The 13,051-nt window shown below is 63.4% G+C and carries 11 protein-coding genes; 2 read left to right on the top strand and 9 right to left on the bottom strand.

Annotated features, from left to right (window positions below):
* Positions 1–418: 418 nt before the first annotated feature.
* From pepN to B2U07_RS20955, 6 genes are all read right to left on the bottom strand, one after another.
* The gene (pepN, locus tag B2U07_RS20980) at positions 419–3,076 is read right to left on the bottom strand and encodes an aminopeptidase N (RefSeq protein ID WP_296277732.1); all 2,658 of its coding nucleotides are present in this window, start codon (positions 3,074–3,076) and stop codon (positions 419–421) included.
* A 56-nt stretch (positions 3,077–3,132) separates the two neighbouring features.
* Complete coding sequence (locus B2U07_RS20975; protein WP_296277731.1) at positions 3,133–3,969, bottom strand: DUF2797 domain-containing protein; 837 nt, start codon at positions 3,967–3,969, stop codon at positions 3,133–3,135.
* A complete protein-coding gene (locus B2U07_RS20970) occupies positions 3,969–4,232 on the bottom strand; it encodes a YeaC family protein (protein WP_296277729.1) in 264 nt (87 codons plus the stop codon). Before B2U07_RS20970 ends, B2U07_RS20975 begins: the two co-directional genes overlap by 1 nt.
* A 90-nt stretch (positions 4,233–4,322) precedes the next feature.
* On the bottom strand, positions 4,323–5,177 hold the full coding sequence (locus B2U07_RS20965) for a rhomboid family intramembrane serine protease (RefSeq protein ID WP_296277727.1): 855 nt from the start codon (positions 5,175–5,177) through the stop codon (positions 4,323–4,325).
* Complete coding sequence (locus B2U07_RS20960) at positions 5,174–6,148, bottom strand: metallophosphoesterase (RefSeq protein ID WP_296277725.1); 975 nt, start codon at positions 6,146–6,148, stop codon at positions 5,174–5,176. The genes B2U07_RS20965 and B2U07_RS20960 overlap by 4 nt, the downstream gene beginning before the upstream one ends.
* Entirely contained in the window at positions 6,149–7,036 is an 888-nt protein-coding gene (locus B2U07_RS20955) for an NAD(+) kinase (protein ID WP_090432834.1), read from the bottom strand.
* A gap of 93 nt (positions 7,037–7,129) precedes the next feature.
* Between B2U07_RS20955 and B2U07_RS20950 the strand changes: the two genes are divergently transcribed.
* Positions 7,130–8,062, top strand: a complete 933-nt coding sequence (locus tag B2U07_RS20950; RefSeq protein ID WP_275546252.1) for a DUF1853 family protein — start codon at positions 7,130–7,132, stop codon at positions 8,060–8,062.
* Positions 8,063–8,141: 79 nt separating this feature from the next.
* On the opposite strand, the gene B2U07_RS20945 is transcribed toward B2U07_RS20950, so the two are convergent.
* The 3 genes from B2U07_RS20945 to B2U07_RS20935 are packed head-to-tail and all read right to left on the bottom strand — an operon-like array spanning position 8,142 to position 11,585.
* Entirely contained in the window at positions 8,142–9,251 is a 1,110-nt protein-coding gene (locus tag B2U07_RS20945; protein ID WP_296277720.1) for a cyclic nucleotide-binding domain-containing protein, read from the bottom strand.
* Between the two features lie 22 nt (positions 9,252–9,273).
* Positions 9,274–10,215 carry a 1-aminocyclopropane-1-carboxylate deaminase/D-cysteine desulfhydrase gene (locus B2U07_RS20940; RefSeq protein ID WP_419096370.1) on the bottom strand — a complete coding sequence of 314 codons (942 nt, stop codon included), beginning with the start codon at positions 10,213–10,215 and terminating at the stop codon, positions 9,274–9,276.
* A 2-nt stretch (positions 10,216–10,217) separates the two neighbouring features.
* The gene (locus tag B2U07_RS20935; RefSeq protein ID WP_296277719.1) at positions 10,218–11,585 is read right to left on the bottom strand and encodes a chromosome partitioning protein ParA; all 1,368 of its coding nucleotides are present in this window, start codon (positions 11,583–11,585) and stop codon (positions 10,218–10,220) included.
* 502 nt (positions 11,586–12,087) lie between these two features.
* Here B2U07_RS20935 and B2U07_RS20930 point away from each other — a divergent pair.
* Positions 12,088–13,044, top strand: a complete 957-nt coding sequence (locus B2U07_RS20930; RefSeq protein WP_275546256.1) for a TAXI family TRAP transporter solute-binding subunit — start codon at positions 12,088–12,090, stop codon at positions 13,042–13,044.
* Positions 13,045–13,051 lie beyond the last annotated feature (7 nt).

Raw genomic sequence — 13,051 nt, 5'->3', positions numbered from 1 at the left:
TTGCAGAGCGATTGCCGGATTTCTTTTCGTGACTGATCAGCCACTGACCAAAAGACCAGAAAAAGTGGCGCACTTTGTCCTACGATCCGACGCTTTATGCCAATCACCACGCGCCTCGCAGCGCAGTTGGGTGATGAATATCACCTCGCTGTCAAGCGACGAAGCCCGAACTTAAGCGTGCAAAGGCATAACGGACTGCATGCATATTTCATTGGGTAACAAAAAAGTGTTACCAACCAGAGGTCGGTAACACTTTTTTTGTGGAGCAAAACCCGTTTCAGGCTTAAAGCCAACCAGTCAAGCGTCGACGTACCGAGTGTGTAGGAGCGGCGCCTCGCCGCGAACCTGAAAAGCTTCGCCCCGGGGCGGGGCTCCTACGAAACACAGCTTCCGCAGCCTTACCTAAGCGGCATCAGCCTTAGGCCAGGCTCTTGCTCACCACTTCATAGACATCGCTGGACAGCTCACCGGAGGCGAGGATGCGCTCCAGCTCGGCCTTCATCAGTGCCTGACGCGCCGCACCGTATTTGCGCCAGCGGGTCAGCGGCGCCAGCAGGCGCGAAGCGATCTGCGGGTTAAGCGCATTGAGGGTGATCACCTGGTCGGCAAGAAAGCGGTAGCCCGCCCCGTCGGCGCGGTGAAAGTTGATCAGGTTCTGGTTGGCGAAAGCGCCGATCAGCGCACGCACCTTGTTCGGATTCTTCAGGGTGAAGGTTTCGTGCTGCATCAGTGCATGCACACGCTCTAGGCCTCCCGGCAGCGGGCAACCGGCCTGCACGCTGAACCACTGATCCATCACTAGCGGATTGTCCTTGAAGAAGTCGGCGAACATCGCCAGGGCCTTGCTCTGCTCCTCCTGGAACGGCGAATTGACCAGCACGGCCAGCGCGGCAAGGCGCTCGGTCATGTTGTCGGCGTTCTCGAACTGGTCGACGCAGGCCGCCAGCACCTCCGTTTTCTCGCTGAGCATCAGGTAGGACAACGCGATGTTCTGCAGGCTGCGCCGCGCAAAGTGCGCCGCCTCGGCCACGTACGGCGTGGTTTTGGATGCTTCGCGATTGGTCTGGTAACGCGCCCACAGCGGCGCGAACAGTGCGTCGGCCAACGCCTTGCGGACGAACTCGCGCGCGGCGTGGATGGCCTCGACATCCGCCACTTCACTGATCTCGGTGAGATACGCCTCACCCGGCAGCGATAGCATTTCCGCGACCATGGCCTGATCCAGCGAATCGTCCTCGAGCAGAGTGCGCAGCGCGGCGACCAGGCGCTGATCCAGCACCAGGGCCTCTCCGCGCTGGTGTTGGCCAATCAATTCCTGCAGTACCTGCACCGACAACTGCTGCCCGGCTTCCCAGCGGTTGAAACCGTCGGAATCGTGCTGCATGAGGAACATCAGCTGGTCGCGGTCATAGGGGAAGCTGAGCTTGATCGGCGCGCTGAAGCCGCGCAGCAGAGACGGCAGTGGTTTTTCGGCAATGCCTTCGAAGGTGAAGGTCTGCTCGGCCTCGGTCACCGACAGTACGCGACTGGTGCCCTGCGCGCCGCTCTCGCCCTGCAGGCGTAGCGGCAGTTCATTGCCCTGCGCATCGAGCAGGCCAAGCGCAACCGGAATCACGAACGGCAGCTTCTCGCTCTGCCCCGGTGTGGCCGGGCAGCTCTGACGGAAGGTCAGGCTGTAGGTCTGCGCGGCGGCGTCATAGGCTTCGCTGACGTCGAGGCGCGGCGTGCCGGCCTGGGTGTACCAGCGCTTGAACTGGGTCAGATCGATACCGCTGGCATCTTCCATGGCCTTGACGAAGTCGTCGCAGGTCACGGCCTGGCCGTCATGGCGCTCGAAGTACAGATCAGAACCTTTGCGGAACAGCTCCGGCCCGAGCAGGGTGTGGATCATGCGCAGCACTTCTGAACCCTTCTCGTAGATGGTCAGGGTGTAGAAGTTGGAAATTTCCATGTACGCGTCCGGACGCACCGGGTGGGCCATGGGGCCGGCGTCCTCGGCGAACTGATGAGTGCGCAGGTAGGCCACGTCCTCGATGCGTTTGACCGTGCGCGAGTGGGTATCGGCAGAGAACTCGCTGTCGCGGAACACGGTGAAGCCTTCCTTGAGCGACAGCTGGAACCAGTCGCGGCAGGTCACGCGGTTGCCCGACCAGTTGTGGAAGTACTCGTGCGCCACCACCGCTTCGACGCGCTGGTGCGCAGCATCGGTTGCGGTCTCGGCCTTGGCCAGCACGCAGCTGGAGTTGAAGATGTTGAGGCCCTTGTTCTCCATGGCGCCCATGTTGAAGTCGTTGACCGCGACGATCATGAAGATATCCAGGTCGTACTCGCGGCCGTAGACCTCCTCGTCCCACTTCATCGAGCGCTTGAGGCTGTCCATGGCGTGCTGCACCTTGTCGATGTTCTCCGGCTCGACGTAGATGCGCAGCGCCACTTCACGGTTGCTCATGGTGGTGAAGCTATCTTCCACGCACCAGAGATCACCGGCGACCAGCGCGAACAGGTAGGCCGGTTTCTTGAACGGATCTTCCCAAGTGGCCCAATGGCGACCGCCCTCTTCCGAGCCGCTGGCAATCGGATTGCCGTTGGACAGCAGCACCGGGTAGGCATGCTGCTCGGCGCTGAGCGTGGTGGTGAACTTGCTCATCACATCCGGGCGGTCGAGGTAGAAGGTGATCTTGCGAAAGCCCTCGGCCTCGCACTGGGTGCAGAACATCTTGCCGGACTTGTACAGGCCTTCCAGCGCGGTGTTGCTCTCGGGGTGGATGCGCACGCTGCTGTCGACCACGAAGCGTTCCTGAGTCGGTTGCAGAGTCAGGTGGCTGTCGGTCAGCGTGTAATCGGCCGCGCCCAGCTCACGGTCGTCGAGATTGAGCTCCAGCAGTTCCAGTTGCTGGCCATCGAGCACAAGCTTGGGCAGGCCGGCGCCGGCTTCCGGGTTGCGACGCATGACCAGCTGCGCATGCACCAGGCTGTGATCCTCGAACAGTTCGAAGGTCAGGTGGGTCTCGTCGATCAGGTAATCGGGAACCTGATAGTCCTTCAGATAGATGGTCTTGGATTGTTCGGTGCGCATGGCGAAGGCCTCTTCGAGGCAGCTTCAAGCGGCAAGCTTCAAGCTGCAAGTTAGGGTCAGGCGGCGATCTCGTGGACGGCCAGCTGATAGGCGGTGTACTTGCGGATATTGATCACGCCGGTGTCGAACATCAGGTACTGGCCCTTGATACCGAGCAGAGTACCCTCGGCCAGGGGCAGCTTGTCCAGATTGAAACTGCTGATCTTGGCCGGATAGGCCTCGATGGGGTAACGAATCGCCTGCACCTCGGCCGCGCTCAGCGGCTGGATGGCCTGCAGGCCGAAACGCTGCTGCAATTCGGCGATACCCGCGCCACAGCTGTCGAACAGCTGCTCGCGGATCGCGATCAGGTCGACCGGCGCCGCATCGCCCTTGAGCAAGGCACGCCAGTTGGTCTTGTCAGCCACCTGGCTACGCAGCAGATCCTCGACGAAGCCGGATTGCTGCCGGGTGGCCACGCGCAGGATGGGCAGCGCCTGGGTCGCGCCCTGATCGATCCATCGCGTCGGAATTTGACTGGCGCGAGTGATGCCGACCTTCACGCCACTGGAGTTGGCCAGGTAGACGATGTGATCGGTCATGCAGAACTGCTCGCCCCAGCTCGGCTCGCGGCAAGTGCCCTGGTCGAAGTGACACCTCTCCGGGCTCATGATGCAGATATCGCATTGCGCCAGTTTCTGCATGCAGGGGTAGCAATAGCCCTGGCTGAAGCTGGTTTTGGTCTTGCGCCCGCAGTGCGAGCAGTGAATGGCGCCGAGATACTCCAGGCGCAGGCTCTTGCCCACCAACGGGTTGACCGGCACCTCTTCTTCGCCGAGGCGAAACGCATATTGCACCGGCGCGTCCAGGCGCGCCTTCATCTTGCTCAGCGAGCCACGTCCCAACTCGCTCATCAGTGCAGGGTATCCGTGGACTTGAACAGCAGGTTCGGTACCGGCTCGGACTTGGATTGGCACTCCTGCGGGCCCATGTAGCCGGTGCGCTGATCTTCCGGCAGGTTCTGCATTTCCCAGGCAATCATTGCCTGCAGGCTCAGTTCCTTCTGCTCCTGGGTCAGCTTGCGGCCATCAGGCCACTTGCCGATTTCCACGGCCAGCTTGAGGCTCTCGTAGATTTCCGGGGTGATGTTTTCAATCGCATCGAGAAAGGACGACATAAGGGTCTCCAGGTCAATCGTAGGGCGGGTAAAACCCGCAAAAACACTGCTGCGGCGGACTACCCGCCTACAGCGAAACAGGCGTTCATATCAGCGTCTGGCCAGCATACCGCCAAGCAGCCCGGTCAGGCAGCCGGTGAGAAGACCGCCGACATGCGCGGCATTGGCGATGGCGCCGAATTGCAGCAGTTCGAAGATGCCGGTCATGCAGATCGCCAGCCAGGCCAGCATCATCACCAGCACGCCGGGTGGCAGGCGATAGGCCGGATTCGGCGCCAGGCGCTGGTAGATCCAGCAATGCCCGAGCAGGCCGTAGAGCACGCCCGACAAGCCACCGAACAAGGACGGCCCGGCCCACCAGTACTGGGCGAAATTCGAGGCGAGGCCGAACAGCAGGGTCAGGCCAAGCAGGCCGATCGCGCCCTGGCGAAATTCGATGCGCCGGCCCAGCTCCCAGTACCACAGGCTGTTCATCGCCAGGTGCAGCCAGCCGAAGTGGATCAGCATCGGTGAGATCAATCGCCACCACTGGCCGCTGTCGAGCGTGGCGTCCAGATAGGTGAGATAGATGTGCTCGCCGTCGATACGAAAGTCGACGAAGCTCAGCCAGCGAATGGTGGAAATATTCTCGCCCGCCAGCGTCACGGCGAACACGATAAAGGTGCTCAGCAGCACCAGGGCCGTCACCGGGCTACGCCGCAACTGGGCAACGAACCCCTCGCGCGCCGGTAGCGGGCTGGGCGGCAATTGCGCCCCCGCATCGCCCTGCGGGTGACGTGCGTAAAGTTCGCGCACCTGTTCGGCGAGCTCCTGCCCCGGCACCCAGAGCACCTGCTGTCCGCCCTCTTCCGCCACCCGGTGCGGCACGCGCAGGCGCTGCAGCAACGCGACGAAACCGCTTAAATCAGCGTCCAGCGGCAAACGCAGTACGACCACGGCCGTCATCGCGGCGCCTCTTGCGGGTCGACATCGACCCAGACGAATTTACCCGCATCCAGACGCGTTTCCTGATCCAGGCGGTAAGCCACCAGACGACCTCCGACCACTGCGCTGTAGTCCAGGCAGGCCAGGTTCGCTCGAATCGGTGCCGGCTTGCCACGTCGCCAGTAATGGCCGACGAACAGCAGCGGCTCGTGCGCGCCATACCTGAGCAGCGCATCCTTCTGCAGTTCGGTCAGGGGTGTTTGCGCCGCCAGTTCCGGCAAGGCATCGGGCTGGAAGACGATATCGCCGTAGGTCTGTGGGTCTTCTTCCCAGAACTTGGTGCGGAAATAGGAGCGGGTGAAACCATCACCGCTGGTCAGCGTCAGGCCATGCGGCAGGCGCATGTCGGTGCCACGCAGCAGGCGATCGAGCGCCATGTTGGCGAAACTGCCGGGCACGGCCGAGGCCTGCAGGAAGTGCTCGTCGATACAGCCATCGGGGAACTGCGCCTGGAACGGCGCGATCAGCTCGGCGTCCCAGCAGGCATGCACGACGCGAAAATGCCCGGCATCAAGGAACAGCGGCATCTCGTAGAACCACTGGAGAAATTCGCGCCATTCCTGCGGATGATCCTCGAACTGGGCCAATGTCTCGCGCATCAGGCGCTGGTGGCGCGGGCTGTGTTCACGCACGTACTGGCGGCCACTGCCCGGTGGCGCCGGCGTGCTCCAGCCCAGGGCATTGAACTCGTGATTGCCCATGATGCACAGCGCCTGGCCGGCACGCACCATGTCGTGCACCAGGTGCAGGGCTTGGCGAATACCAGGGCCGCGGTCGACCAGATCACCGAGGAAGATCGCCATGCGCGTTGGGTGGCGCCACACGCCACTCTGCCGGCTGTAACCCAGGCGTTCGAGTAGGCGTTCGAGTGTGCGCGCACAACCGTGGATATCACCGATCAGGTCATAACCACGATGGGGGTCGAGGGACATTCAGTCCTGTCCTCCCAGGCGGCTGCCCCAACCGAGCTTGGTGCGGCAGACCTCGTAGTAGTTGTGATCCAGCGGATGGATCAGGCGCAGCTTCTGCGCCTTCTTGGCCACATGCAGGGTGTCGCCCGGCGCGCAGGTGAAATGGTTCTGGCCGTCGCAGGACACCTGCGGATAGATGGTCATGTCCGGGGACACCACTACCTTCAGCTCGCTGTTGCCGTCGACCACGATGGGCCGGCTGGACAGGGTGTGCGGGTACATCGGCACCACCACGATGGCATCGAGCTTGGGATGCATGATCGGCCCGCCAGCGGACAACGCATAAGCGGTCGAGCCGGTGGGGGTGGCGACGATCAGGCCGTCGGCCTTCTGGCTGCAGACGAACTGGCCATCGATATACAGCTCGAACTCGATCATCCGCGTCGATTTGCCGGGATGCAGCACCACATCGTTGAGCGCATCGCCCTGGCCGATGGCTTCGCCCTGGCGGCGCACCTCGGCTTCGAGCAGGAAGCGGTTCTCGGTCAGGTACTGGCCTTCGAGCACCTGGGCTACCTTCAATTCCAGCTCGTCGGGGCGGATGTCGGTGAGAAAGCCCAGGCTGCCGCGGTTGATCCCCAGCACCGGGACCTTGTGCCGCGCCAAGGCACGCGCCGCACCGAGCATGCTGCCGTCGCCACCGACGACGATCACCAGGTCGCAAACCTCGCCGAGCATCTTGCGCGAAGACGTCTGCAGGCCATGCCCCGGCAGCAAATCGGCGATGGTGTCCTCGAGAATCACATGCAGGTGGCGGTCGATCAGAAAGCGCTTGAGGCGGCGCACGGTTTCCAGAACCCGCGTGCTCCCCAGGCGCCCGATGATGCCGACATTGCGAAATTGCTCCATGGGACTCCCGCCAGACAGATAAACGATGGGTGATTATCGGCCAAAGGCCCGCACCGCAGCAAACCAGCCCTGCGACTGCGCTATGCTCGGGCCATGAATGTTTCCGTCACGCTGCATGACCTGCTGCCCGGCCTGCGCACCCCAGCGGTACGCGACCTGGCCTGGGCACTGCTCTCACCGCCTCTGCTGGGTGAGACCACGAAAGTCCAGCGTCATCCCCTGCAAGCCAGTGTCTGGAGTCGGCAGCCGCAGCGCCTGGCAGACTGGCTTGTGCAACAGGACCGCGATGCCGGCGCCCTGCACGCCTGGCTGGCGGTAAAACCGCTACGGCGTTTGGGCCTTTATTACGAGCGCCTATGGCAGTTCACCCTGCATGCCGCAACGGACGTCGAAGTGATTGCCGCCAATGTGCCGATCCGCCACGGCGGTCGCACCCTCGGCGAGCTGGATCTGCTGTTGCGCGACGAGGAAGGCGAACATCATCTGGAGCTGGCGGTGAAGTTCTATCTGGGTACCGCCAGCAGTGATGCCGCCGATTGGCTCGGGCCTGGCAGCCATGATCGACTCGACCTGAAACTGAGCCATCTGGCGCATCACCAATTGCCCCTGTCGTCGCGGCGCGAAGCCAGGGGACCGCTGAACGAGCTGCAAGTGAGCGAGGCCCGCCCGGCCTTCTGGCTTGGCGGCTATCTGTTCTATCCCTGGCCCGGCAGTTGCCCAGCGCCTCGCGGCGCGATGCCTGGACATTGTCGGGGCGGCTGGCTGCATCGGCGCGACTGGGACGCCTTCGCCGCGGCGAGGCCGGATGCCCGCTGGCAACCGCTGCCAAGGCTGACCTGGCTGGCCCCGGCGCTGCTGAAGACTGACGAGGTCTGGTCCGTAGCAATGTTCCAGCAATGGCTGAGCCTGTTACGGCACGAGGCCCAGGCGCAATTATTGGTACGCCTGGAAGAGGATCGGGCGGGAGACTGGCGAGAAGTCGAGCGGATCTTTCTGGTCAGCGATCAATGGCCGACGCCCTCGTAGCCCGGATGCGATCCGGGACGCATGCGCCTGCAATCCCCGGCTTTCATCCGGGCTACGCTTGCCCCAGAGCCAGCGCTGCTCAACGACTGCGCTCGGTACGCCCACCGGACCGCGCCAGATACCCGGCACCGCTTTCGCATAGCAGCGCATCGCGCTGCACCGCCGGCAGGCCATTCAGCCCTTCACGCAAGGCGTAGACGCTGTAACCCAGCTGCGAGAGGAGAAACACCGCACTGCTGCTGCGCTTGCCGCTGTCGCAATAGCAAAGATAGGTGCGTGATCGATCCAGCAGACGCGCCTTCAGGCGCAGCAGCTGCAACGGCATGTGCAGGGCCTGGGGCGCATGCGCCTTCTCGTATTCTTCCAACAGGCGCACGTCGAGCCACTGCGCGCCCTGCGCCAGCAACCTGGCCGCCTCACCCAGCGATACCTCGGCCACCACGGGCGCCTTGAGCAGGGCGAAGAAATCCTGGCGATCCAGACGCAGCACACTGCCGGCCTCGACCATGGTCACCGTGGCATTGCGTGGCCGGTCGGCCAGCAGCGCCTCTTCACCGAAACAGGCGCCCACTTCCAGTTCAGCCAGCACCTGATGATCGCTGCCGGCACTGCGAATCACCTCGGCGCGACCGCTTTCCAGGAAATAACAGCAATCACCGCTGGCGCCCTCTTCAAGAACCTGGCTGCCGGCCGCAAGCTCGATTCTTTGCAGGCGAGCCAGCATGTTCTGCACGTTGGTCGGCGGCACCTTGGCGAACAGCGGGTTTTCCAACAGCCGCTCCAGCCATTCGATGTCGGCGCCGCTCTGCTGCAGCGCCAGCAGCAGGTCCTGATGCGCCAGACGCCAGGTCAACAGGCGATCCAGAGTAGCGCTGTCGATCATCAGCACGCTGAGGTCGGTGAGGGCGCGCGCCTCATGCAAACGCGGCAAGCCCGGCGACAATGGATGACAGCTGATCTCGCTGCCGGCCTGAACCGTCTGCGTACGCCCCTCGGCGTCCTGCAACTGCAGCTCGCCGGCCAGCAGATAGCAGGTCAGGCGCGCCTGGTCCCCCTGGCGAAACAGCAACTGCCCGGCCAGCAGGGGTTGCGGCACCAACTGGCTACGCAACTCGCGCCATTGCTGCTCGGAGAGCACATTGAGCGGCGTCAGGCTGCGCAGCTGTTCGGGGGTAAGGGGTTCGCTCATGTGGGTTTCCAGGCTCCGCTGGTCAGACCTGAGTGTAGTCGGCGTCTGCGCCCATCAGCGCTCGACGCCCCTGCAAGCCGCCAGTATGAATGAAGATCAGCCGACTGCCGCGCGCAAGTTGACCACGCTCGCAAAAATCGCGCAGCGCCATCAGCGCCTTGCCGGTATACACCGGCTCCAGCGGCAGATCACCGGCACCTTCGGTGTGCAGGATGAACTGGCGCAGCGGCTCGTCGAGCCGGGCAAAACCGCCGCGCGCGGCATCGACCAACTGGTAGCGCCGCTGCGCCTCACCGGCCGCCTCCAGCAGCGTGGCGACCTGGGCAGCGACGCCATGGTCCCCCGGCACGGCCAGTGCACCGAACGCGGTGCGTCGCCTCTCCCCCAGCACCACTCCGGCCAGCGTGGTGCCGGTCCCGGCGGCCAGCCACCAGGCATCGAAATCGTCCCAGCCGATTGTGCTCAGCTGTATTTCGGCCATCTCCACCAGCGTGCTGCAACCTCGGGCACCGGGCAAACCCAGGCCACCTTCGCCTATCGTCTGAAAACCGCTGTAGCGTTCCAGCCAGGGCGCCCAGAAATCCGGCTGATGGCGCGCGCGATAACCGCCATAACCCAGCCAGTACAGCTCCATACCCATGCGTTGCAGGTCATCGACGGTCGGCGTCCGCTGCGCTTCACCACGCAGCAAACCAACGGTGGCGAAACTAAAACGCTGCCCCGCAGCGGCCAGCGCATGCAGATGATTGGAGTGTGCACCACCGAGGCTGATCACCCCCTGCGCGCCTGCGCCCGCCGCTTGCTCGAGATAAGGCGCGAGTTTGAACCATTTGTTGCCTGACACCAGCGGGTCGACCAGATCGAGGCGCAGGCAGGCCAACTCGACGCCGGCCGCCTCGAGCCAGGGCAGCTTCACGGGGTGCAACGGCGCCTCTGGGCGCCAGTGGGGAATGTGTATCGGCAAAATCAGCTGACGGTACGCAGACGGCTGCTCGCCTTGTGCCGCGTACAGCAGTTCGAATCACCCAAGGTGAAACGACTGGGCGTGTCGATGCGGTCGATGGGGATGGCGCAGCGCTCACCACTGGGCAAGGTCGCATCGCAGCTGGGCTGCTGATAATGCGCCAACCAGTGACGATACTGTTCTTCGGAGACGAAGCATTTGCCGGCGGCGTACGCCATGGGATTGTCCTGATAGCGGGCGACGTCCTGCAGCGCAATGGTCAGGTGCCCGGCACCGGGATGGTACACCACGAACACCACGCCGAGTTTGGCCAAGCGCTCCAGCACCTGATCACCGCCCTGGCTGGCGAAGGCATCGCGCTCACGCTTGAGGCGCTCGATCTCTGCCTGCAGTTGCGCATCCAGCTCGTTGCGATAGGCCAGCTCAACATCGCGCACGGCGATCTGCTCCTTGTATTCGGCCACCGCCGCGGCGACCTTGGCGCGCACCTCGCCGTCGAACTGCGCGCGCAGAATATCGCCCTCGGTACGCCCGTGGCGCTCCAGGGCACGCAGCTGCTGCGTCATTTCCTCACGGCTGCTCTGGTAGCTTTCAGCCTGAGCCGCCAGTTGCGCCTTGAGATTGGCGTTGAGCGCCTCCTGCTGGCGCAGCGCCTGGTGCAGGCCATGCAGCTGTGCCTGCAGTTGCTTGCTCTGCTCCTCGCTGGCCAACTTGAGTTTGGCCAGCTCTTCCTCATGCTGCTGGGTCAGGCTGGTGATGCGCAGACGTTGCTGCTGAATCAGCTGCGCGGTCTTGGCACGGTGCTCCTGATCCATCTTTTGCGCCAACTGGTCAGCGACTTCCTTGGCCGGATCTGGCGCATACCATTTGTCTTCGGAGGCCACTTGCAGACGTTCGGCAACCACCGCCTGGGTACTGTCGTCCTCGACCAGAAGCCCGAGCTGATTGCGCTTGACCGCATCACGCAGCAACACCAGATCGTTCTGTCCCGGCGCCAGGCTGGGGTCCCAGAGGTGCATCTGGTGCCAGGACACCGGGCACTGGCTGCGACAGGCCAGGCGAATCGGCCCGGCACCGAGATCCGGGCCACGGCCGGCGCGCTCGGCCAGATGCTGCAGAGGAATGTTCCAGCCCTTGTCGGGGCGGCCGTCCTCGTCGAAATCCAGCAGGAAGAATACCGCCGACCGCACCAGCAGACGCGGGTTGATCGCCACGAACACCGCGCGCATCTCTTCGTCGGCGAACTCGGGCATGTTCACCACGCCGTCGAGCAAGGCTTCGAATTCAGGGAACATCATCTGTTTGCAGATACCGCGTTCACTGAAGAACATCACGGCTTCCACCATCTGCGGCTTGTTCTGCATGCTCATCGAAGACCCTCTGAACCCACGGGGAATATACCGTCCTGATCGGTCAGGCAAGTCTAGGGGAAAACCTACCCGGAGCAATGTGACTGGGTTGGCACTCACTCTGCGAGCCAGGCGGGATAGCCGCCACTGACACCAAAATGTGACAGGAGCGCACAGCCGAAAGCGGCTAGACCACACCGGCCGACCAGCGGATTATTGCCAACCAAGCCTATCCAACGAGCAAATATCCGCCTATCGAGACGTGCACCAGCGGCCTCACCCGCCCTGCAACAGCGTTGCGGCAACCTGGCACGTGATCTGCTCGGCACCCTCCGAGCCCGCGCCCCTGACGCGCGGCCGGACTGATAAAAAAGACAAGAGGTCAGCCATGTTCCGCCATCCTTTCCCTGCCACTCCTTGCTCCTCGCCCCGCTGGGTGATGGCCCTTCCCGCCGTGGCACACGCCCCACGGCACTGACGCGCCCCTTGCTCAGAAAACAACAATAACTAACGGAGATTTCCCATGCGCTTAACCAAGCGTGTTGGCCTGTTCGTCGCTGCCGCGATCCTGGCCAACAGCCCCAACGCTCACGCCAATCCAGCCTCGATCAACATCCTCACCGGCGGCACCAGCGGCGTGTATTACCCGCTGGGCATGAGCCTGTCCGAGCTGTACAGCGAGAACATAGAAGGCTCGACCACCAGTGTGCGCGCCACCAAAGCCTCGGTGGAGAACCTCAACCTGTTGCAGATCGCCCGTGGCCAGTTGGCCTTCGCCCTTGGCGACTCGGTAGCCGATGCGTGGAAAGGCGACGAGGAAGCCGGCTTCAGGGCGCCGCGTGACCGCCTACGCGCCATCGCCGGGGTCTACCCGAACTACATCCAGATCGTCGCCAGCCAGGCATCGGGCATTACCAGCCTGGAAGATCTGCGCGGCAAGCGTATTTCCGTCGGGGCGCCACGTTCGGGCACAGAGCTCAACGCCCGGGCGATCTTCAAGGCCGCCGGCCTGAGCTACGCGGACATGGGGCAGGTGCAGTTCAAGCCCTACGCCGAGTCGGTCGAGCTGATCGAAAAAGGCCAGCTGGATGCCACCCTGCAGTCGGCCGGCCTGGGCATGGCGGCGATTCACGAATTGGCCGAGCGCGTGCCGATCACCTTCGTCGCCATTCCGGAACAGGTGGTGTCGCGCATCGGCAGCGGCGCCTATCAGTCAGGCATCATTCCCGCCGGCACCTATCAGGGCCAGGCCAACGACGTGACGACGGCGACCATCACCAACGTTCTGGTGAGCCAGACCAGCGTTTCCGATGACATGGCCTATCAGATGACCCGGCTACTGTTCGAAAACCTCGACCGCCTGGCCGACGCCCACCCGGCCGCCAAGGCCATCAGGCTTGAGCGGGCGATCAATGGCCTGCCGATTCCGCTGCATCCCGGCGCGGAGCGCTACTATCGCGAAGTCGGCGTACTCAAATAGCGAGAAC

Origin of the sequence: Pseudomonas sp. UBA7530 (genome assembly GCF_002479365.1) — a bacterium.
In the GTDB taxonomy this organism is placed as follows: domain Bacteria; phylum Pseudomonadota; class Gammaproteobacteria; order Pseudomonadales; family Pseudomonadaceae; genus Aquipseudomonas.
The sequence above is the reverse complement of the archived record's forward strand: the minus strand, read 5'-3'. Positions and strand labels throughout refer to the sequence as shown.